This window comes from Streptomyces sp. WG7 (assembly GCF_049975785.1).
Lineage (GTDB): Bacteria > Actinomycetota > Actinomycetes > Streptomycetales > Streptomycetaceae > Streptomyces.
Map to the genome: position 1 here is coordinate 95,730 of NZ_JBNGGE010000022.1, position 24,744 is coordinate 120,473.

The 24,744-nt window shown below is 75.0% G+C and carries 3 protein-coding genes; all 3 read left to right on the top strand.

Annotation, left to right across the window (positions count from 1 at the left end):
* Positions 1-239: 239 nt before the first annotated feature.
* The gene (locus ACP4J0_RS22085) at positions 240-6,521 is read left to right on the top strand and encodes an amino acid adenylation domain-containing protein (protein WP_426600386.1); all 6,282 of its coding nucleotides are present in this window, start codon (positions 240-242) and stop codon (positions 6,519-6,521) included.
* Positions 6,518-21,985: an amino acid adenylation domain-containing protein gene (locus tag ACP4J0_RS22090; RefSeq protein WP_426600387.1), complete on the top strand. Its 15,468-nt coding sequence runs from the start codon at positions 6,518-6,520 to the stop codon at positions 21,983-21,985. Before ACP4J0_RS22085 ends, ACP4J0_RS22090 begins: the two co-directional genes overlap by 4 nt.
* A partial coding sequence (locus tag ACP4J0_RS22095) for a condensation domain-containing protein (protein WP_426600388.1) occupies positions 21,985-24,744 on the top strand: 2,760 nt, incomplete at its 3' end. The genes ACP4J0_RS22090 and ACP4J0_RS22095, both read left to right, overlap by 1 nt.

A 24,744-nucleotide genomic window follows, 5' to 3' on the forward strand; every position in this document is an offset into this window, starting at 1 on the left:
GGTGCCCCGCCTCTTTTGAGGTGGGGCACCCGGTGCTTTCCGGGTACCTGGAATGCCCTGCTGTACAGCGCGATGAGCATTCTTCGATATGGCTGTCCGGCGCTTCGAAGTTTTCCATGAGTCACCTGACCGGCGGGATTTCATTCGTAGGGTGGGCCGGGTCGCCGCGACTGCCGCCCCCTGTCGGCAGGCGATTCTTCACGGGTCTCGACGCATCTACTCAATCGGAGTGAATGGCAATGGCCGATCGGAATGGACTCCAATTGCCGCTGACGGCCGCTCAGTACGGAATGTGGCTGGCGCAGCAGGTGAATCCGGAAAACCCGATGTACAGCATCGCCGAGTGCGTTGAGATATCGGGGGAGATCGACCCGGGCCTGTTCGAGACGGCGCTGCGCCGGACGGTCACCGAGGCCGACGTGCTGCGCGTCCGGCTGGCGGAGGGCGACGAAGGCCCCGTGCAGAGCGTGGTGGCGGAGCCGGACTGGCAGCTGCACACCCTCGACGTCAGCGGTGCGGCGGACCCCGCCGCCGCTGCCGAGCAGTGGATGCTGGAGCGGGTGAGGGCGCCGGTCGACCTGGCGTCCGGGCCGCTGTTCACCTTCGGCCTGGTCAAGCTCGCCGACGACCGCCACACCTGGTTCAGCCGGGTCCACCACGTCCTCGTCGACGGCTACAGCTGGTCCCTGATCGTGTCCCGGGTGGCCGCCGTCTACTCGGCGCTGGTGGCCGGCGAGGAACCCGCGCCGGCCGGCTTCGGCAGCCTGCGCGAACTCGTCGACCTCGACACCGCCTACCGCGGCTCGGACCAGTTCGCGGCCGACGCCGCCTTCTGGAGCGAGGAGCTGGCGGACGTCGCCCCGCCGACCGGCCTGGCCGGCCGGCCCGCCCGGGTGCCGGCCGACCACGTCCGTCAGGCCGGCCACATCACCCCCGGCACCGCGTCGGCGCTGCGCGACCTGGCCCGCGAGACCCGGGTCAGCTGGCCCGCCGTGGTGGTCGCGGGCCTCGCCGCCTACCTCAACCGGCTCACCGGCGCCGACGACATCGTCGTCGGACTCGCCGCCGCCGCCCGCCCCGGGGCCGCCGCCCGGCGGACCCCCGGCATGGTCTCGAACGCCCTGCCGATCCGCGTGCGGGTGCGGCCCGGAACGAGCAGTGCCGAATTCCTGGCCTCGGTCAGCGACGGCATCCACCGCGCCCTGCGCCACCAGCGCTACCGCTACGAGGACATCCACCGCGACCTCGGCCTGGTCGGTGACCGCAAGCGGCTGTGGGGCCCGGAGATCAACTTCGTCATGTACGGCGAGCCACTGGTCTTCGCCGGCCGCCCGGCCACCGTGCGGGGCTTCTCGATCGGCCCGGAGGAGGACCTGTCGCTGGTCGTCGACAACCGCGCATCCGACGGCGGATTCCTCATCGACTTCCACGCCAACGCCGACCTCTACACCGAAGAGACGCTCACCGGTCACCGCGAGGCCCTCACCGCCTTCCTCGTCGCGCTGGCCGGCGCGGATCCGGACGCCCCCCTCGACTCCGTCGCGCTCACCGCGCCGGCCGGCTGGACCCCGCCGCGGACGGACGACGACGCCGGCGGGCCCGCGGCCGCCGAGGCGGTGGCGTACCGCGCGCCAGGCACCCCGCACGAGGAGACCCTGTGCGGGCTGGTGGCCGACGTGCTGAAGGTGCCCCGCGTGGGCCTCGACGACAACTTCTTCACCCTGGGAGGCCACTCGCTCACCGCGATCCGCCTGCTCGGCCGAATCCGGGAGGCGTTCGGCGCGGAGCTGTCCATCCGCGCCGTCTTCGAGACACCGACCGTCGCGGGACTCGCCGCCCGGCTCGACGGCGCCGGTGACCGCCGCAGAGCCCTCGAACCCGCCCCCCACCGCCCCTCCGAACTGCCGCTCTCCCTGACCCAGCAGCGGCTGTGGCTCGTCAACCGGCTCCAGGGTCCGAGCGGCGCCTACAACATGGGCCTGGCCCTGAAACTGACCGGCCGGCTCGACAAGGCAGCCCTCGGCGCCGCCCTCGCCGACGTCCTGGCACGGCACGAGAGCCTGCGCACCACCTTCCCGGAGGCCGACGGACGGCCCCGCCAGCACGTGCTCACCCCCGAGGAGGCCGCCACCCGCGCACGCCTCGTGGAACTGCCCGCCGACCCCGACACCGTGGACGCCACCGTCGCCGGGGTCGTCGCCGAGGCATTCGACCTCACCACCGACCTCGCCGTGCGCCCCCGCCTGCTGGTGCTCGCCCCCGAGGAGCACGTCCTGCTCGTCGTCCTGCACCACATCGTCGCCGACGGCCTGTCGCTCGCCCCCCTCGCCCGCGACCTGGGACGCGCCTACACCGCCCGCACCGCCGGGCGGGCCCCGGACTTCGCGCCGCTGCCGGTGCAGTACGCCGACTACACCCTCTGGCAGCAGTCGGTGCTCGGCGACGACAACGACCCGGACAGCCCACTGGGCCGCCAGCTCGCCCACTGGACCCGGGCGCTGGCGGGCCTGCCCGAGGAACTGGACCTGCCCGTCGACCGGCCGCGTCCGAGCGAGCTGAGCCAGCGCGGTGACATCGTCCGCTTCGAGATCGGTGCCGAACTGCACCAGCGGCTCATCGACCTGGGCCGCACCCACCGGTGCAGCCTCTTCATGGTGCTGCAGAGCGCGGTCGCCGTACTGCTGAGCAAGCTCGGCGCGGGCGACGACATCCCGCTCGGCAGTGCCGTGGCGGGCCGCGGCGATGCGCGGCTGGACGAACTGGTCGGATGCTTCGTCAACACCGTGGTGTTCCGCAACGACGTCTCCGGCAACCCGACCGTCGCCGAACTCATGGACCGCAGCCGGGAGACGGCACTGTCGGCCCAGGCGCACCAGGACCTCCCCTTCGAGCGGCTCGTCGAAGTCCTCAACCCCGAGCGCTCGCTCGCCAGGAACCCCCTGTTCCAGGTGATGATGGACGTCCAGACACCGGCCGAGGCCACCCTTGAACTGCCGGGCCTGGCCACCGCCCCGCAGCAGGTGGACCCGGGCGTCACCAAGATCGACCTGCTGTTCGGGTTCGACGAGCGGTCCGCGGGACACGAGGTCGCGGCCGGCGTCTCGGGCCGCCTGGAGTACAGCACCGACCTCTTCGACCGGTCGACCATCGAGGCGATGGGCGACCGCCTGCTGCGGGTGCTGGAGGCCTTCGCCGCCGACCCCGCCCGGCGGACCGGCGACATCGGCGTCCTCTCCACCGCGGAACGCCGGCAGGTCCTCGAGGAGTTCGCCTCCGCCCCCGCCGTCGCCCCCGAGGCGCTGCTGCCGCGGCTGTTCGAGCAGCAGGCCGCGCGCAGCCCGCGGGCCGAGGCGCTGCGCGAGGGCGACCGGGTGCTGACGTACGCGGAGCTCAACGCGCGAGCCAACCGGCTGGCCCACCACCTGATCGCGGCCGGCGCGGGCCCCGAGCGGCGAGTGGCGGTCCTGCTGCCCCGCTCCGTCGAACTGGTGATCGCGCTGCTCGCCGTCACCAAGTCCGGTGCCGCCTACGTCCCGGTCGACCCGGACTACCCCGCCGAGCGGATCGCGTACATGCTCGACGACTCCGCGCCCGCACTGGTGCTGGCCGACGAGCGCACCCGGGCAGCGGTCCCCGGACGGCTGCCGGTCGTCGACCCCGGCGCGGAGCACTCCGCCCCGGAGACCGACCCCACCGACACCGACCGGATCCGGCCGCTCGGCCCCGCCCACCCCGCCTACGTCATCTACACCTCCGGCTCCACCGGCCGGCCCAAGGGCGTGGTGGTCGAACACCGCTCCGTCGCCGTCTACCTCCAGTACGCCCGCGAGCACTACCCGTCGGTGGCCGGCGGCACGCTGCTGCACTCCCCGGTCTCCTTCGACCTGACCGTCACCTCCCTGTACGCGCCCCTCATCACCGGCGGCACCGTCCGCGTCACCGCGCTCGACGGACCCGCGACGGGAGCCCGGCGCCCCGCCTTCCTGAAGGCCACCCCCGCCCACCTGGCCCTGCTCGGCGTGCTCCCCGAGGAGTTCTCGCCCACCGGGGAACTCGTCGTCGGCGGCGAGATGCTGATCGGCGAGGCCGTCACGGAACTGCGCCGCCACCGCCCGGGCGTGACCGTCGTCAACGAGTACGGCCCGACCGAGGCCACCGTCGGCTGCGTCGCGTACCGCATCGGCCCCGACGAGCCCGTGCCCGGCGGACCGGTGCCGATCGGGCGCCCCATGTGGAACTCGGTCGTCCATGTGCTCGACCCCGCCCTGGGCCCCGTCCCGCCGGGCGTGGCCGGCGAGATCTACATCGGCGGCGGGCAACTCGCCCGCGGTTATCTGGACCGGCCGGCGCTCACCGCGGAGCGGTTCGTAGCCGACCCCCACGGCCCGGCCGGCGCCCGCATGTACCGCACCGGCGACGTGGGCCGCTGGCGCGCCGACGGCCGGCTGGAGTACCTCGGCCGGGTCGACGACCAGGTCAAGCTGAACGGCTTCCGCATCGAGCTGGGCGAGGTCGAGGCCGTGCTCGCCCGCCACCCGAAGGCGGCGCGGGCCGCCGCCACGGTGCGCGAGGACCTGCCCGGCCACCGGCAGCTCGTCGGCTACGTGGTCCCCGGCGAGGGCGAGCGGCCCGGACCCGAGGAGGTCCTCGCGCACGCCGCCGGGCGGCTGCCCGCCTACATGGTGCCCGCGACGGTCGTCGTCGTGGACACCCTGCCGCTCACCCCGAACGGCAAACTGGACCGCAAGGCCCTGCCCGCCCCCGAGCTCACCGCCGGGGCCCCGGCCGGGGCGGACCGGCCGCGCACCCCGGCGGAGGAGACGCTCGCCGCGCTGTTCGCCGAGGTCCTCGGCCGTGACGCCGTCGGCCTCGACGAGAGCTTCTTCGAACTCGGCGGTGACAGCATCGTCTCCATCCAGCTGGTGGCCCGCGCCCGGCGCCGCGGCATCGCGCTGAGCCCGAAGGACGTCTTCGAGCTGAGGACAGTGGCGGCCCTGGCGGCCCAGGCGGCCCCCATGGAGACCGGGCCGGCCGACGACACCGCCGCGAGCAGCGGTCCGCTCACGCCGACCCCGGTCATGCGCTGGCTGCGCGAACGCGGCGGCCCGGTGGACGCCTTCCACCAGTCGATGCTCGTGCAGGTCCCGCCCGGCCTGGGGGAGGAACCGCTCACGGAGGCCTTGCAGGCCCTGCTCGACCGGCACGCGGCCCTCCGCCTCCGCCTGGACCGGAGCGGCGCCGAGTGGACGTACGACATCCCCGCGCCCGGCAGCGTCCGTGCCGCCGGCCTCGTGCACCGGGTCGGCATCGCCGGGCAGCGCGGCGAACGGCTGCGGGCGACCCTGGAACGGGAGGCCCGCGCCGCCTGGCGGCGCCTCGACCCGGAGGCCGGCACGATGGCCGGGCTGGTGTGGTTCGACGCCGGTCAGGACGCCCCCGGCCGACTGCTGTTCGCCGCCCACCACCTGGCCGTCGACGGCGTGTCGTGGGGTGTCCTGCTGCCCGACCTGCGGGTTGCCTGGGAGGCGGCCGCGGTCGGCAAGGAACCCGAACTCGCCCCCGTGGGCACACCGTTGCGGCGCTGGGCCGAGCTGCTCACCGAACAGGCCACCGCCCGGGCCGCCGAGGAGGAGCTGTGGGCACGGACGCTCCGGCAGCCCGCCCCCGCCCTCACCGACCGGCCGCTCGACCCGGCCCGGGACACCGCGCACGCCGCCCGGCACCTCACCCAGGTGCTGACCGCCGACGCCACCGCCGGACTCCTGGACCGGGCGCCCACCGCACTCAACGCCGGTGTGCACGAGGTCCTGATCACCGCGCTCGCCGTGGCGGTCGACCACTGGCGCAGGCACCGGCACCGCGGCGGGGGCGAGGGAGTCCTCCTCGACGTGGAGGGCCACGGCCGCCAGGAGATCGCCGACGGCGTCGACCTGTCGCGCACCGTCGGCTGGCTGACCGCCATCCGGCCCGCCCGGCTCGACCCCGGCGTCGAGGACTGGGAGGGGCTGTGGTCCGGAGGGCCGGAGGCCGGCCGGGTGCTGCGCACGGTCAAGGAACAGTTCAGGGCCGTACCCGACGAGGGCATCGGCTTCGGGGTACTGCGCCACCTGCATCCGGAGGCCGGGCCACGCCTGGCCGGGCTCGCCGCCTCACCCCTGCTCTTCAACTACCTGGGACGAGTCGCCGCCTCGGGCGGCGACTGGGCGGCCGCCGCCGAGAGCGACGTGGTCCTCGCCGAGGGCGCCGACCTGCCGCTGTCCCACCTGATCGAGATCAACGCCCTCATCCAGGAGCAGCCCGACGGGCCGCGCCTGACCGCCCGCTGGACCTACCCGGGACGGCTCCTGTCGGAGGCCGACGTCCGCGAACTGTCGGACACCTGGTTCCGCGCCGTACGCGCGCTGCTCCACCACGCCGAACGCCCCGACGCCGGCGGCTGGTCCCCGTCGGACCTGGCCCTGGTGGAACTTTCCCAAGACGAGATCGACGGCCTCGAAGCCGAGTGGAGGACGCTGCAATGACGAACACGGGTCCCGAGGACATCCTTCCGCTGTCCCCGCTCCAGGAGGGACTTCTCTTCCACGCGCTGTACGACGAGACCGGCAACGACGTCTACACGGTGCAGGTCGTCCTCGACCTGGGCGGGGCCCTGGACACCGAGGCGCTGCACCGCACCGCGCAGGCACTGCTGGACCGGCACGCCAACCTCCGGGTGGCCTTCCTGCACCCCAAGCAGAGCCGGCCGGTGCAGGTCGTCGCCCGACAGGTCGAGGTGCCGTGGGCCGTGAGCGACCTCAGCCCCCTGGGCGAGGCCGAGCGGACCGCCGAACTGGCCCGCATCCAGGCAGCGGAGAAGGCCCACGCCTTCGATCTCACCCGCCCGCCGCTGATGCGCTACCGCCTGGTCCGGCTCGCCGAGGACACGCACCGCCTGCTGTGCACCTTCCACCACATCCTGCTCGACGGCTGGTCCACGTCCGTGCTGCTCGGCGAGCTGTTCCAGGTGTACGCCGCCGGCGGCGACGCCTCCGGCCTCGAGCCGGTGACGCCCTTCCGTGAGCACCTCGCCCACCTCGCCCGCCAGGACCACCGGGCCTCCGAGGAAGCCTGGCGCCGCGCCCTCGCCGGCATCGACGCCCCCACCCGGCTGGTGCCGTCGGACCCGGCGCGCGAGGTCCTGCACCCCGACACCCGCGTCCTGGAGCTGTCCACCGAGCAGACCGAGGTGCTCTCGGCCCGGCTGCGTGCCCTCGGCCTGACCTTCTCCACGGCCGTCCACGGCTCCTGGGCCCTGCTGCTGTCGGTGCTCGCAGGCCGCGACGACGTGGTGTTCGGCACCGTGGTCTCCGGCCGGCCCCCGGAGGTGGCGGGCGTCGAGCGCATGGTCGGCATGCTCATCAACACCCTGCCGGTCCGCGTCCGGCTGGGCAGCGGCGACACCCTGCACAGCGTGCTCGACGCGGTGCAGCGCGAGCACCTGGAGATGACGGCCCACCAGTACACGGGCATGCGGGACATCCTCCGTGTCTCCGGCCACCCCGAACTCTTCGACACCTACGTGGCGTTCGAGAACTTCCCCTTCGACCTGCAGAGCCTGCGCGGGCTGGCCGGTGACCTCAGGATCGACGGCTTCGACGTCCTGGACGCCAACCATTATCCGCTCTGCCTCGTCTCGCACGTCCACGAGGGCCGGCTCCGGTTGCTGCTCAACTACCGCCCGGACCTGTTCGAACCCGAGCAGGTCGAGGTGATCGGCGCCCGGCTGGTGAACATCCTGAACACGCTGGCCGAGGACCCCGCGCGAACCGTCGCGGGCCTGGACCTGCTCGACGACGACGAGCGGGCCCGCCTGACCGCGGGGGCGCAGGAGGCCGAACGGGCCACCTTCCCCGAGCTGTTCGCCGCCCAGGCGGCCCGTACCCCGAACGCCGTGGCGGTGGACGCCCCCGGCCTCACGCTCACCTACGCCGAACTGGACGCGCGCACCGACGCGCTCGCCGCCCGCCTGAGCGCCGCGGGCGTCGGCCCCGAGCAGACCGTCGCCCTCGTCCTCGGCCGCAGCGCCGAGTCCGTCATCGGCTCGCTCGCCGTGATGAAGGCCGGCGCCGCCTACCTCCCGGTCGACCCCGACTACCCGGCCGAGCGCATCGCCTTCATGTTCGACGACGCGCGTCCCGCCGCCGTGCTCACCACCACCGCCCACCGCGCCGTCGTCCCCGCGGGCGACGCCACCGTCGTCGTCCTGGACGACGACCACGCCCGGACCGACACCGCCGAGCGGCCCGCCGGGCCCGTGTCGGCGGCGTCGCCCGCCTACCTGATCTACACCTCCGGCTCGACCGGCGTGCCCAAGGGCGTCGTCGTCAGCCACGCCGGGCTCGCCGCGTTCGCCGCCACCGAGCGCGAGCGGTTCGCCGTCGACGCCACCGCCCGCGTCCTGCAGTTCTCCTCGCCCAGCTTCGACGCCTCGGTGCTGGAGCTGTGCATGGCGCTGACCTCCGGGGCCGCTCTCGTCGTCCCCGAGCCCGGCGCGCTCGCCGGTGAGCCGCTCGCCGAGCTGATCGACGCCCGACGGGTCACCCACGCCCTGATCCCGCCGGCGGCGCTGGCCAGCGTGCCCGTTTCCGAACTGCCGGGCTTCCGCTGCCTGATCGTCGGGGGCGACGCCTGCCCGCCGGAGCTGGTGGAGCGCTGGGCACCCGGCCGCCGCATGGTCAACGCCTACGGTCCTACCGAGTCCACCGTCGCCGTGTCCATGAGTACTCCGCTGGAGCCCACCGGAACGGTCCCGCCGATCGGCGCCGCGGTGCGCGGCACCCGCCTCTACGTCCTCGACGCGGCACTGCGCCTCGTGCCCCAGGGCACCGAGGGCGAGCTGTACGTGTCCGGCGCCGGTCTCGCCCGCGGCTATCTGCGCCGCCCGGGCCTGACCGCCGAGCGCTTCGTCGCCGACCCCTTCGGCTCCCCGGGCGAGCGGATGTACCGCACCGGTGACGTGGTGCGGATACGGCCGGACGGACAGCTGGAGTTCGTCGGCCGCGCCGACGGCCAGGTCAAGATCCGCGGCTTCCGCATCGAACTCGGCGAGATCGAGAGCGCCCTGGCACGCCACCCGGCGGTGGACCGGGCCGCCGTCGCCGTCCACGAGCTCCAGGAGGGCGTACGGCAGCTCGTCGCCTACGTCGTGCCGTCCGGGACGGGCGACGCCGACGCCGGCACGCTGCGCACCCACGTCGGCGAACTGCTGCCCGAGTACATGGTGCCGTCCGTCGTCGTCACCCTCGACACACTGCCGCTGACCGCCAACGGCAAGCTCGACCGCAAGGCGCTGCCCGCCCCGCGGCCCGCCGCCGGCGCGGGCCGGGCCCCGGCCACCGAGCGCGAGGAACTGCTGTGCGGGATCTTCGCCGAGGTGCTCGGACTGGAGAAGGCGGGCGCCGACCAGAGCTTCTTCGAGCTCGGCGGTGACAGCATCGGCTCCATCCAGCTGATCAGCCGGGCCCGCAAGGCCGGACTGCGCCTCACCCCCCGCGACGTGTTCACCCACCGCACCGTCGAGGCGCTCGCCGAGGTCGCCCAGGAGGGCGCCGCCCCGCGCCGTGCCGCCCCGTCCGACGGGGTGGGCGGGGTCCCGCTGACACCGATCATCCACTGGTTCCGCGAACACAGCGGCCCCGCCGCCCGGTTCAGCCAGGCCATGCCCGTGCCGGTGCCCGCCGGCCTGGACACCGCGCGGGTCACCGCCGCCCTGCAGACCCTCCTCGACCACCACGACGCGCTGCGGCTGCGGCTGACCCGCATCGAGGACATCGACGAGTGGACATTGGAGATCACCCCGCCCGGCACCGTCGCGGCCGCCGACGCCCTGCACCGGGTCGACGTCGCCGGCCTCGAGGCGGACGCCGTGCGGGCCGTCACCGAGCGGGAGTCCGCCGCCGCCCAGGACCGGCTCGCCCCCGAGGAGGGCCGGACGGTGCAGGCCGTCTGGTTCGACGCCGGTGCCGGCCGGCCCGGCCGCCTGCTGCTGGTCGCCCACCACCTGTGCGTGGACGGCGTCTCGTGGCGCATCCTGCTGCCGGACCTCTCCGCCGCACTCGACGCGGCCGCCCGGGGCACCACCTTCGCACCGGAGCCCGTCGGCACCTCCTTCCGGCGCTGGGCCCAGCACCTGACCGCGGCCGCCGGCGAACCCGACCGCATCCGCGAACTCTCCCTGTGGCGCTCCGTCCTCTCCGCGCCCGATCCGCTGCTCACCGACCGCCCCCTCGACCCGGCGGCCGACACCCTCGCCGGCGCCGGGCACCTCACCCTGCGCCTGCCCGCCGACGTCACCGAGCCGCTTCTCGGCCGGGTCCCGGCAGCCTTCCACGCACGGATCAACGACGTCCTGCTGACCGCCCTCGCGCTCGCCGTCGCCGACTGGCGGCGCCGGCAGGGCCGCGGCGACACCTCGTCGGTGCTGATCGGGCTCGAGGGCCACGGCCGCGAGGACATCCTCGACGGCGCCGACCTGTCGCGCACCGTCGGCTGGTTCACCAGTCTCTACCCGGTGCGTCTCGACCCGGGCCCGGTCACCGCCGCCGGCCTCGTCGCCGAGGGCCCTGCGGCGGCCCGCGCGCTCAAGGCCGTCAAGGAACAGCTGCGGGCCATCCCCGACAACGGCATCGGCTTCGGCCTGCTGCGCCACCTCAACCCGCGCACCGCGGCCGCCCTGGCCCGGTTCGCCGAGCCGCAGATCGGCTTCAACTACCTCGGCCGCATCGGCGAGTCCGGCGACACCGCCGACGACGGGCAGGACAGCGGCCTGGGCGGCGGCGCGGACCCCGGCACGCCGCTGCCGTACACCCTCACCGCCAACGCGGTCACCGAGACCCACGCCGACGGCCCGCGGCTGAGGGCCACCTGGACCTGGCCCGGCGGCCTGCTCACCGAGGAGGACGTGCGGGACCTCGCCACCGGCTGGTTCGACGCCCTGCGCGCCCTCGTCGCGCGCGCCGACCGGCCCGAGGACACCGGCGGCCTGGTCCCCTCCGACCTGCCGCTGGTCGCCCTCGACCAGAACGAGATCGACCGCCTGGAGCGGGCCAGGCCGCGGCTGACCGACATCCTGCCGCTCTCCCCGCTGCAGGAGGGCCTGCTCTTCCACACCGAGTACGACCAGGACGCCGAGGACGTCTACATCACCCGGCTCGCCGTCGACGTGCGCGGTGAACTGGACACCGGGGCACTGCGCGGTGCCGTCGCCGGGCTGCTCGCCCGCCACGCCAGCCTGCGCGCCTGCTTCCACCGCACCACCGACGGCACACCCGTGCAGCTGATCCCGGCCGAGGCCGGCACCCCCTGGCACGACATCGACCTCAGCGGCCTCGGCGAAGCCGCCCAGCAGGCCGAACTCGACAGGCTGCTGGCCGCCGAGCGGTCCCGTCGCTTCGACCCCGAGCAGCCGCCGCTGCTGCGCTTCACCCTCATCCGGCTCGGCCCGGACCGCCACCGGCTGCTGTTCGCCGCCCACCACCTGCTGCTCGACGGCTGGTCGGCACCGGTGCTCGCCGGCGAGCTGTTCGCGCTGTACGGGCAGCGTGGCGACGCCCTGGCGCTGCCGCCCGTCGTCCCGTACCGGGAGTACCTCGCCTGGCTCGCGCGGCAGGACCGCGGCGCCGCGGAGGACGCCTGGCGGGCGGCGCTCGCCGGCGTCGAGGAGCCGACGCTCGTCGCCCCGCAGGCGGCCGGGCACGCCGCCGCCCTGCCCGGCCGGATCGTGGACGAACTGCCGGCCGGCCTCACGGCCGACCTGACCACGGCGGCCAGAGCCCACGGCCTCACCATGAACGCCGTGGTGCAGGGCGCCTGGGGCCTGGTGCTGGCCGGCCTCACCGGCCGCGGCGACGTGCTCTTCGGAGAGACCGTCTCCGGCCGCCCGCCGGAGCTGCCGGGTGTGGAGTCCATGGTCGGTCTGTTCAGCAACACCGTGCCGGTACGCGTCCGCGTCGACCCGGCCCTCTCGCTCGCCGAGACGCTCACCCGCGTCCAGGCGCAGCGCGTGGAGCTCCTCGGCCACCACTACCTGGGCCTGGCCGACCTCCAGCGCCTGACCGGCCTCGGCACCCTCTTCGACACCGCCGTCGTCTTCGAGAACTTCCCCGCCGACGACGGCACGGGGCGGACCGTGCACGGGCTCACCCTGTCCGACGTCGACACCAAGGGCGACAACCACTACCCGCTGGGCATGGTCGTGATGCAGGACGACCGGCGGATGGTCATCAACTGGTACTACCGCGGCGACCTGCTCGACGAGGACCTGGTGCGGTCCGCGACCCGTCAGCTGCGCCGCGTCCTGGAGGCCGTCGTCACCGCGCCCGACACCCCCGTCGGCCGGCTCCGGCTGCTGGACGACGAGGAGACCCGGCAGCTGACCACCGGATCCGCCGGCCCCGCCGTGGCCGCCGCCGCGACCCTCGTCCCCGAGCTGATCGAGGCCCAGGCCGCCCGCACCCCCGACGCCGTCGCCGTCGCCGACGCCACCACCGAACTCACCTACGCCCAGCTCGACGAACGCGCCAACCGTCTCGCGCGGACGCTGACCGCCGAGGGAGCCGGACCCGAGCAACTCGTCGCCGTCGCCCTGCGACGGTCGGCGGACCTGGCGGTGGCACTGCTCGCGGTACTCAAGTCCGGTGCCGCCTACGTGCCCGTCGACCCCGCCCACCCGGCCGAGCGCATCGGGTACCTGCTCGCCGACGCCCGCCCGGGCCTGGCGCTCACCGACCGGGCGACGGCCGCCGTTCTCGCGGACCACGACGTGCGCACACTCGTCGTCGACGACCCGGAGACGGCCCGGCGCGCGGACGCCCACCCGGCCACCGCCCTTGTGAACGCCGACCGGCGCGCCCCGCTCACCGCCGACCACCCGGCGTACGTCATCTACACCTCCGGCTCCACCGGGCGCCCCAAGGGCGTCGTCGTCACGCACCGCTCCGTCGCGGACTACCTCACCTGGGCGGGGAGCGCCTACCGGGGCGCCGCCGGCCTCGCGCTGCTGCACTCGCCGGTCGCCTTCGACCTGACGGTCACCGCCCTGTTCACGCCCCTCACGGTCGGCGGCACGGTACTGATGGCCGCCCTGGAGGAGGACCCGGCGACCGCCGGGCGGCTCCGGCACACCCCGGTCGCCTTCATGAAGGCGACCCCCAGCCACCTCCCGCTGCTCGGCGCCCTCCCCGAGGAGTACTCGCCGTCCGGCGAACTCCTCCTGGGCGGCGAGGCCCTGCTCGGCGAGTCGCTGACCGCCTGGCGGAACCGCCACCCCGACGCCACCGTCTGGAACGTCTACGGCCCCACCGAGGCGACCGTCAACGTCACCGAGTACCGCATCGACCCCGGCACCGGACTCGTCCCCGGCCCGGTCCCGATCGGCCGGCCCCAGGGCAACGTGCGGGCCTACGTCCTGGACCGGGCGCTGAGGCCCGTCCCGCCCGGTGTCCCCGGCGAGCTGTACCTCGCCGGGCCCTGCCTGGCCCGCGGCTACCTCGGGCGCCCCGGCCTGACCGCGGAGCGCTTCACCGCCGACCCCCACGGTCCGGCCGGCTCACGGATGTACCGCACCGGAGACGTGGCCCACCGGCTGCCCGACGGGAACCTGGTGTTCACCGGCCGCGCCGACGACCAGGTGAAGATCCGCGGCCACCGGGTCGAGACCGGCGAGATCTCCGCCGCCCTCGCCGCCCTCCCCGGCGTCGCCGCCCAGGCCGTCGTGACCACCGGCTCCGCCGACGGAGCCCGGCTGCTGGCGTACGCCGTGCCCGCGCCGGGGACGGCGCCGGCCGCCGCCGCGCTGCGCGAGCAACTCGCCGCGGTCCTGCCCGACTACATGGTCCCGGACGCCGTCGTCCTCCTCGACGAGCTGCCGCTCACCCCGAACGGCAAGCTCGACCGCAGCGCCCTGCCCGAACCGGAGACGGCCGCCGGCCCGGCCACCCGCGCCCCGCGCGGCCCGCAGGAGGAGATCCTGTGCGGTCTGTTCGCCCAGGTGCTGGACCGCCCCGAGGCCGGCCCCGACGACCACTTCTTCGAGCTCGGCGGCAACTCGCTCAGCGCCGTCCGGCTCCTCAGCCGGATCCGCTCCGCCTTCGGCTCCGAAGTCGACGTGCGCGCCGTCTTCGAGGCGCCGACACCGGCCCTGCTCGCCGCCCGGCTGACCGCGTCCGGCAGCCGGCGCCCCGAGCTCACCGCCCGGGAGAGGACCGCCGGGATCCCACTGTCGTACGCCCAGCGCCGGCTGTGGTTCCTGAGCCGGCTGCACGGCCCGTCCGGCGCCTACAACATCCCGCTCGCCATCCGGCTCGACGGCGCCCTCGACGTGCCGTCGCTGCGCGCGGCCCTCGCCGACGTGGTGGCCCGGCACGAGGCCCTGCGCACCGTCTTCCCGGACGACGGCGGCCGGCCGCGGCAGGCCGTCCTCGACGCCGCCGGCACCCCCGTGCCGCTGCGCGTCGTGACGTGCGGGCCGCAGGAGCTCGACGCGGCGCTGCGCGAGGAGGCCGCCCGCGGCTTCGACCTCGCCACCGAACCGCCGCTGCGCGCCACTCTGTTCGCCGTCTCCGACACCGAGCACCGTCTGCTGCTGACCCTGCACCACATCGCGTCCGACGGCTGGTCCAACGCCCCGCTGGCCCGCGACCTCTCCCGGGCGTACGCCGCCCGGCGGGCCGGCCGCGCGCCGGACTTCGCGCCACTGCCCGTGCAGTACGCCGACTACACCCTCTGGCAGCGCGACCTGCTCGGTGACGAGGAGGACGCCGACAGCCTCGCCGCCCGCCAACTCGCCTTCTGGCGCGAGGCCCTGGCCGGCGCGCCCGCCGAACTGGCGCTGCCCACCGACCGGCCCCGGCCGGCCGAGATGACCGGCGACGGCGCCACGGTGGGCTTCCGGATCGAACCCGCGCTGCACGCCCGCCTCACCGAGCTCGCCCGCACCCACCAGGTCAGCCTGTTCATGGTGGCGCAGGCAGCACTCGCGGCACTGCTGACCAGGCTCGGCTCCGGAACCGACATCCCCGTCGGCACCGCCGTCGCCGGCCGCTCCGACGCGGCCCTCGAGGACCTCGTCGGCTTCTTCGTCAACACCCTCGTGCTGCGCACCGACACCTCCGGCGACCCCACCTTCGCCGAGCTGCTGCGCCGCGTGCGGGCCACCGACCTGGCGGCCTACGCCCACCAGGACCTGCCCTTCGAACGGCTCGTCGACCACCTCGGGGCCGAGGCCCGGTCACTCGCCCACACCCCCCTGTTCCAGGTGTTCCTCGCCTTCCAGAACAACGCGGCCCCGCGCCTGGAGCTGCCCGGTCTCACCGTCCGGCCGGCGGTCGTGGAACTCACCTCGGCCAAGACCGACCTGGGCATCGAACTCACCGAGGAACGGACCCCCGACGGGGGCCCCGCCGGACTGCGCGGACTGGTCAGCTACCGCACCGACCTGTTCGACCGCGGCACCGTCGAGTCCGTGGTGTCCCGCTTCACCGCACTGCTCGGCGCGGTCACCGCCGACCCGGACCGCCCGCTCGGCCGGATCGACCTGCTGCCCGAGGCCGAACTGCACCGCATGCTCACCGAGTGGAACGACACCGCCCGTGAGGTGCCCGCGGCCACCCTGCCGCAGCTGTTCGAGCGGCAGGCCGCCGCCACCCCCGAGGCCACGGCCGTGATCACGGGACAGGAGCGGCTCACCTACGCGGCCCTCAACGCCCGGGCGAACCGCTGGGCGCAGCACCTCATCAGGCACGGTGCCGGTCCCGAGCAGCGGGTCATGGTCGCCCTGCCCCGCTCGGCGGAGTGGCTCGCCGTCACCCTCGGCGTGCTCAAGGCGGGCGCCGCCCACCTGCCCGTCGACCCCGGCTATCCGGCCGAGCGCATCGCCTACATGGCCGAGGACGCGCGCCCCGCCCTGGTCGTCACCAGCGGCGAGGCCCTCGCGGACCGGGCGCTGCCCGCCGGGGTGCCGGTCCTGCGCGCCGACGCCGCCGACGTCCGGGAGGCGGTGGCCGCCGCCTCGGCGACCGACCCGGCGAACACCGACCGCACGCGGCCGCTCGCCCCGGACCACCCCGCCTACGTCATCTACACCTCCGGGTCGACCGGCCGGCCCAAGGGCGTCGTCGTCACGCACCGGGGTGTCGCGGGCATGGCCGGGGCCCACGCGGAGAACTTCGCCATCGACGCGGACAGCCGGATCCTGCAGGCCGTGTCGCCCAGCTTCGACGTGTCCGTCGCCGACCTGGCGATGACCCTGCTGAGCGGTGCCGCCCTGGTGCTGCCCGACGGCAACCGCGCCCCGGTCGGCGACGAACTCGCCCAGCTGCTCACCGAGTACGAGGTCACCCACCTGCAGATCACGGCCGGCGTGCTGGCCACCCTGCCGGGCGACCCGCTGCCCCACCTGCGCACCCTCGCCGTCGGCGGCGAGGCCTGCCCGCCCGAGCAGGTGGCCCACTGGTCCCGGGGCCGCCGGCTGCTCAACGTCTACGGCCCGAGCGAGGTGACCGTCTGCGCGACGATGAGCGCGCCCCAGTCCGGCGCGGTCCAGCCGCCGATCGGCGCCCCGCTGTGGAACACGCGGGTGTACGTCCTCGACGACTTCCTGCGCCCGGTGCCGGCCGGGGTGACCGGCGAGCTGTACATCGCCGGCGACGGGCTCGCCCGCGGCTACCTCGGCCGGCCCGCCCTCACCGCGGAACGCTTCGTCGCCGACCCGTTCGGGGCGCCCGGAGCCCGCCTGTACCGCACCGGCGACCTGGTGGCCTGGAACGCCGACGGGCAGCTGCGGTTCGCCGGCCGTGCCGACGACCAGGTCAAGATCCGCGGGTTCCGCATCGAGCTCGGGGAGATCGAGGCCACGCTGGACGGCCACCCGTCCGTCGCCCGCTCGGCCGTGACCGTCCACCACGGCGACGACGGCCGCAAGCAACTGGTCGCACACGTCGTCGCCGCCGACGGTGCCGACGCCGACCCGCGGATGCTGCGCACCCATCTCGCCGAACGGCTCCCGGAGTACATGGTCCCCGCGGCGTACACCCTGCTGGAGGCCCTGCCGCTGAACGCCAACGGCAAGGTCGACCGCGCGGCGCTGCCGGCACCGGACTTCGCCTCCCGGGGCGAGGGCCGCGCCCCGCGCGACGCCAAGGAGACCCTGCTGTGCGAACTGATCGGTGACCTGCTCGGCGTGGAGCCGGTGAGCATCGACGACAGCTTCTTCGACCTCGGCGGCGACAGCATCGTGTCCATCCAGCTGGTCAGCCGGGCCCTCGAGGCGGGCCTGGAGTTCACCGCGGCGGACGTCCTGCGCCACCGCACCGTCGAGGCACTCGCCGCCGCCGCGACCGGACCGGCCGCGCTCCTCCCGGCCGACGGCCCGGGCGGCTCCGGTGACACCGGGACCGGCGAGGTTCCGCTGCTGCCCGCCGCGCACGCACTGCGCGAACGCGGCGGCCACGCCGGCCACTCGGCGGCCACAGCCGTGCTCGCCCTTCCGCCCGGCACCGGCGAGTCCCGGCTGCACACCGTGCTGCAGGCACTGATCGACCACCACGACGCCCTGCGGCAACGGCTCACCCGCCGGGCCGGCAACCTGGTGTGGGGCCTGGAGGTTCTGCCGCGCGGCGACGTACCGGCGGCCGGCCTGCTCACCCGCGTCGACGTGGCCGCGGCCGACAAGGACGCGCTCGCCGCCGAGACCGCCCGGCAGACGGACGCCGTCCGGTCCGCCCTGGCGCCCGAGGACGGCGTGCTGCTGCGGGCCGCGTGGCTGGACGGCGGACCCGACGGTGAGCACCGGCTGGTCCTCGCGGTCCACACCCTCGCCGCCGACGCCGCCTCCTGGCGGATCCTCCTCGACGACCTGCGCACCGCCTGGCAGGCGGCCGGCACCGGGGCGGCGCCCCAGCTGCCGCCGGTCACCACCGCCTACCGCACCCGGGCCGAGCAGATCGCCGCGGCGGCCGCCGTCCCGGAACTCGTCGACGAGCTCGAAGCCTGGACCGACATGCTCGCCGCCCGGGCCGTGGCCCCGGTGGCGGCGGCGCCGGACCAGCGCCGCGACACCGAGGGGACCGTCCGCCGCCTGGAGATGACCTTCTCCGCCGCCGAGTCGAAGGCCCTGCTCACCACCGTCCCCGAGGGCCTGGCCACCGGGGTGCGCGAAGTGCTGCTCGGCGCGCTGACGGCCGCGGTCGCCCAGTGGCGCACCCGGCGCGGACTGCCCGCGGACGCGGGTGTCCTGGTCGCCGTCGAACAGGACGACCGCGACGCCCGGAGCGGCACGGGCCGTACCGTCGGCCCGTTCACCGCCGTCCACCCGGTGCTGCTCGGCACCGGCGAGCCGGGCACCGCGCCCGCGGCCCGGGTCAAGCAGGTCAAGGAACAGCTCGCGGCCGTCCCCGGTGACGGCTCCGGCTACGGCCTGCTGCGGTACCTCAACCCGCAGACGGTCCCCCTGCTGGCCGGGCTGCCCGCCCCGTGGGTGCGCGTCGCACACCGGGACGGCTGCGCCGAGCCGCTCGCCGACGGCTCCGTGCCGGTCGACGCACCGGGAGCCCTGCGGCCCGCCCGTGGCGAGGACGCGGACACACCGGCCCGCTACGTCCTCGACGTGGAGACCTGGTCCCACGACGGCCCGGGCGGCCCCCGCCTGACGGCCGTCTGGTCCTGGCCCGAGGCGCTGTTCGGGGACGGCGAGGCCGCCGAACTCGCCGCGGACTGGCAGCAGGCGGTCCGGGAGACCGCCGCCGTCCACGACGGTGGCCGGTCCCCGTCGGACTTCCCGCTGGTGGACCTCACCCAGCAGGACATCGACGTCCTCGAACGCGACGGACACCGGCTCGCCGACGTGCTGCCACTGGCCCCGCTGCAGGAGGGGCTGCTCTTCCACTCCCTCTACGACCAGCGCGAACCGGACGTGTACACCGTGCAGTTCGGACTCGACCTGGAGGGCGACCCGAAGACCCCGGTGCTGCGGGCCGCGGTCGGGGCGCTGCTGCGCAGGCACGCCAACCTCCGCGCCGGCTTCGCCCACCAGGGCCTCAGCCGACCGGTGCAGTTCATCCCCGAGGACGTCGACGTGCCGTGGTCGGAGACCGACCTCGGCGACCTCGACGAGGCCGCACGGCAGGACGCCGTGGAGCGGGCGATGCGCGAGGCCGGGACGGAGCGGTTCGACATCGGCAGGCCCCCGCTGCTGCGCTGCGCGCTGCTCCGCCTCGGCGGCGGCCGGGCACGGCTGGTGCTGACCCTGCACCACCTGCTGCTCGACGGCTGGTCCACGCCGGTCCTGCTCGACGAGCTGATGCGGCTGTACGCGGCAGAGGGCGACCCTGCAGGTCTGCCCGAGGTCCGGCCGTACCGCGACTACCTGTCCTGGCTCGCCGGCCAGGACCGCGCGGCCGCCGAGCGGGCCTGGCGCCGGGTGCTGGACGACTCCGCCGAGCCGACCCTGCTGGCACCCGCGGACCCGGAGCGGGCGGCCGTGGCGACCGAGAAGATCTCCGTGACCTTCGGCGGCGAACTGACCGCCGGCCTCGCGGCACTCGCCGCCCGGCACGGCACCACGATGAACACGGTCGTGCAGGCCGCCTGGGGACAGCTGCTGGCCCGGCTCACCGGCCGCGCCGACATCGTCTTCGGCGCCACCGTCTCCGGCCGGCCGCCCGAGGTCGCGGGCGTCGAGCGCATGGTGGGGCTGTTCATCAACACCGTGCCGGTACGGGTGAGTCTCAGGCCCGGGGAGAGCGCCGAGGCCGTGCTGCCCCGGCTGTGGGAGCGGCAGCTCGACCTGACGGCACACCAGTACATCCGTCTGGTCGACCTTCAGCGGCTGACCGGCAAGGGCGAACTCTTCGACACCCTGCTGGTGTTCCAGAACATCCCGGCCGACGGCGCCGGGTTCGGCGGCGACGGCGACCGGGTCCGGGCGGTCGACCTGGTGATGGACGACGCCACCCACTACCCCCTCACCCTGGACGCCGGCCTCGCCGGCGACCTGCTGCACTGCCGCTTCGGGTACCGGCCCGACCTGTTCACCAAGGCCGACGCCGAGGCCGTCGCCGACGGGCTGCGCGACGTCCTGGAGGCGCTCGCCGCGAACCCGGCCGGGCCCTGGCATCCGGCGGACGACCCGCTCCCCGGCTGGTGGGCCGGCGTCCGCGCGCGCATCGCGGGGCAGCCGGCGCGGGAGCGGCCCGCCACTGAGGCCGGCGTGCCGGAACCGGCCGACGCGGACGGACCCGCCGCGCGTGAGCGGATCCTCACCGGGCTGTTCGCGGAGTTGTTGGGCGTCGCCGAGGTCGGTCCGGACGACGACTTCTTCGAGCTGGGCGGCGACAGCATCGTCTCCATCCAGCTGGCCGGCCGGGCCCGCAGCGCGGGCCTGCTGATCAGCCTGCGGGACGTCTTCAAGCACAAGACGGTCCGCGCGCTGGCCCGCATCGCCCGGCAGGACGACGGCGCCGGAGCCGGCGAGGCCCCCGAGGAGGCCATCGGCGAACTGGCCCTCACCCCCGTGATGCACGACCTGTACGAGCGGGGCGGCCCCACCGACGAGGTCCACCAGGCGGCCCTGCTCCAGGTCCCCGCCGACGCGGGCCGGCGACGGCTGGCGGCAACCCTGCAGGCGGTCCTCGACCACCACGACATCCTGCGCGCACACACCGTCGCCGGGCCCGCGGGCCCGCGCCTGGAGGTCACCCCGCGAGGCTCGGTCGACGCCACAGCGCTGCTCGACCGCGTCGACGTCACCGGCGTGGCCGCCGGGGACCTGATCGGCGTCGTCGCCGACACCCAGACCCGGGTGCAGGGCGACCTGTCGCCCGCCGACGGCAGGATGGTCCGCGCCGTCTGGTTCGACGCGGGCCCCGGCCGGCCCGGACGCCTGCTGATCCTGGTGCACCACCTCGCCGTGGACGGCGTGTCCTGGCGGGTGCTGCGGGAGGACCTCAAGGCGGCCTGGGACGCGGTGGCCGAGGACCGCGAGGTCCGGCTGGAACCGGTGCGGACGTCGTTCCGCCGCTGGTCCCACGAGCTCGGGAGGGAAGCTCTGAGCGAGCGCCGCACCGCCGAACTCGGCCTGTGGCGCGACATCCTGGACACCCCCGACCCGCAGCTCGGGCGGCGGCCCCTCGACGCCGCGGCGGACGTCGCCCACACCGCCCGGCGACTGACCGTCAGCCTGCCTCCCGAGGCCGCCGCCCCCCTGCTCGGTACGGTGCCCGCGGCCTTCCGCGCCGCGGTCGACGAAGTGCTGCTCACCGGCCTGGCGCTGGCGGTCGCCCGCTGGCGGCGGGAGCGGGGCCGCGGTGACGGCAGCGCCGTCCTCGTCGGTCTGGAGGGACACGGCCGTGAGGAGATCGTGCCGGGTGCCGACCTGTCCCGCACGGTCGGCTGGTTCACCAGCCTCTACCCGGTCGCCGCCGACCCCGGCGCACACGGCGACCCCGGCGCCGCCCTCAAGACGGTCAAGGAGCAGCTGCGGGCCATCCCCGACAAGGGCATCGGCTACGGCCTGCTGCGCCACCTCAACCCCGACACCGCCCCCGAACTGGCCGGCCGCCCCGAGCCGCAGATCGGCTTCAACTACCTCGGCCGGTTCGAAGCGGCCGGCACGGCCGCCGAACGCGCCGAGGACTGGGCCGCGCCGCCGGAGGCCACCGAGACCCTCGGCAGCGGCGGGCACGAGCAGCGGCCCCTCACTCACGCCCTGGGACTGAGCGCGGTCGCCCAGGACCGCCCCGACGGGGTGCACCTCGTCGCCATCTGGTCCTGGCCCGGCGCCCTGTTCACCGAACAGGAGGTCGGCGAACTGGCGGACCTGTGGTTCCGGGAACTGACAGCGCTCGCGCAGTGCGCCGAGCGCCCCGAGGCCGGCGGCCTCACCCCGTCCGACGTGGACCTGCTGCAACTGTCGCAGGACGAGATCGATGAATTCGAGAGTGATCTGAGCTGATGGAAGGAAACAGCACGGTGACGAAGCCTGGATTCGTCGACATCTGGCCGCTGTCCCCGCTCCAGAAGGGCATGCTCTTCCACGCCCTCTACGAGGACGGGGACCGGGACGGGACGCGGAGCGATGACGTCTACGTCATCCAGATGGCGCTCGACCTGCGCCGCGACCTGGACACCGCCGCCCTGCGGGCCGCCGTGACGGCCGTCCTCGGCCGGCACGACAACCTGCGCGCCTCGTTCCGCAACCGCAAGAGCGGCGAACCGGTACAGGTCGTCCTGCGCGACGCGGACCCCGACTGGTCCGAGACCGACCTGAGCGGACTGCCCGGTCAGGAGCGGGAGGAGGCACTGCGGCGCCTGCTGGACACCGACCGCACCCGCCGCTTCGACCTCACCCGCCCCCCGCTGCGGTTCTCCCTGGTCAAGCTGGCGCAGCAGGAGTACCGGTTCGTCCTCACGGCCCACCACATCCTGCTGGACGGCTGGTCCATGCCGCTGGTGCTCGGCGAGCTGATGACGCTGTACACGGCCGGCGGGGACACCTCGGCCCTGCCGCCGGTCGTGCCGTACAAGGACTACCTGGGCTGGCTCGCCCGGCAGGACCGGGGAGCCGCCGAACTCGCCTGGAAGCAGGCGCTCGACGGGGCCGAGCCCACGCTCGTGGCCGGGGCCGAAGCGGGCGCCGCCCTGCCGGTGACCCTGATCAAGGACGTCGGCCCCGACCTGACCACGGCGCTGACGGAGCGGGCCCGCTCGCTCGGACTCACCCTCAACAGCGTGTTCCAGACCGCCTGGGGCCTGGTCCTGGGCGGGCTGACCGGCCGCGACGACGTCGTGTTCGGCGAGACCGTCTCCGGTCGCCCGCCGGAGCTGCCCGGCGTGGAGAAGATGATCGGCCTGTTCATCAACACGCTGCCCGTGCGGCTGCGCCTGGACCCCGCCCTCACCCTCGGCGAGCAGGTGCGTGCGCTGCAGGACGGTCAGGCGGACCTGCTCGCCCACAAGCACCTGGGGCTCCCCGAGATCCAGCAACTGCTCGGCGTCGGCCCGCTGTTCGACGCCATCACCATCTTCGCCAACTACCCTGTCGACACCGACTCCCTGCAGGACTCCGCCGAGGGCATCGGTGCCGTCGCCGCCACGACCCGGGACGCCACGCACTACGCCCTCAACCTGGAGGGCACCGTCCGCGGCGACCGTATGACCGTGCGCCTCGACCACCGCCCCGACCTGTTCACCGAGGACGCCGGACGCGAGATCCTGGACCGGCTGCTCGCCGTACTGACCGCCTTCGCCACCGACCCCCACCGGCCGGTGGGCACCGTCGGCACGTTCACGGCCGCCGACCGCGCACGGCTGCTTCACGCGGGACGGACCGGGCCCGCCGCCCCCGAGCCGACCGCGCAGGCGGCACCGGCGGGCTGCGCCGACGTGGAACGCGAGGCACTGCTGTGCCGGCTGTTCGCCGAGGTGCTGGGCGTCGAGTCGGTCTCCGTCCACGACAGCTTCTTCGAGCGCGGCGGAGACTCCATCAGCTCCATCCAGCTGGCCCACCGCGCCCGCAAGGAGGGCATCGCCCTCAGCCTGCGGGAGATCTTCGAGCACCGCACGGTCGCCCGGCTCGCCGCGCTGGCCCCGACGGCCGACGCGGCCCAGGCCGCGCCGGAGCACGGCCCGGACGACGGCATCGGCCCGGTGCCGCTCACCCCGATCATGCACTGGCAGGAGAGCCGGGGCGGCCCGGTCGACGCGTTCAACCAGACCATGACCGTGCCCGTGCCGGCGGGCCTCGACGAGGCGCACGTACGGGCCGCCGTGCAGGCCCTGCTCGACCACCACGACGCGCTGCGCCTCAGGCTCGGCCGGACCCCGGACGGCCACTGGAGCCTGGAGGTCGCCGAGCGGGGCGCGGTCCGCGCCGAGGCCTGCGTCCACCGGCACGTCCCCGCCGGCGAGGACGCCGAGGACGCCGAGGACGACGAGGCGGCGCAGGTCCGGGCCGCCACGGCGCGGCTGGCACCGGCCGAGGGCCGCATGGTGCAGGCCGTCTGGTTCGACGCCGGCCCGGCCGCCGAGGGCCGGCTCGCCCTCGTCGTGCACCACCTCGCCGTCGACGGCGTGTCCTGGCGCATCCTGCTGCCGGACCTCCGGGCGGCACTCGACGCCGCACGCACCGGCACCTCCGTCCGCCTCGAAACGGTGGGCACCTCCTTCCGGCGCTGGGCGCGGGAGCTGCGGCAGGAGGCGCTGAGCGAGCGTCGTACCGTCGAGCTCGACCTGTGGCGCGCCGTGCTGGACACCGAGGACCCGCTGCTCGCCGACCGGCGCACCGACCCCGCCCGCGACACCCTGGGCGTGGCCCGCCGGCTCACGGCGGCCCTGCCCGCCCCTGCCACCGAGGCGCTGCTCGGCCCGGTGCCCGCCCTGTTCCGCGCAGGTCCCGAGGCGGCCATGCTCACCGCGCTGGCGCTGGCGGTCGCCCGCTGGCGGCGGGAGCGGGGCCGCGGTGACGGCAGCGCCGTCCTCGTCGGTCTGGAGGGACACGGCCGTGAGGAGATCGTGCCGGGCGCCGACCTGTCCCGCACGGTCGGCTGGTTCACCAGCCTCTACCCGGTCGCCGTCGACCCCGGCGCACACGACACCGACGAACTGTTCCGCGGCGGACCCGCCCTCGGCGCGGCGTTCAAGACGGTCAAGGAGCAGCTGCGGGCCATCCCCGACAAGGGCATCGGCTACGGCCTGCTGCGCCACCTCAACCCC

Excerpts from the sequence above, each read along its gene's own strand:
- ACP4J0_RS22085 (WP_426600386.1), top strand. The coding sequence starts at position 240 with ATGGCCGATCGGAATGGACTCCAATTGCCGCTGACGGCCGCTCAGTAC.
- ACP4J0_RS22090 (WP_426600387.1), top strand. The coding sequence starts at position 6,518 with ATGACGAACACGGGTCCCGAGGACATCCTTCCGCTGTCCCCGCTCCAG.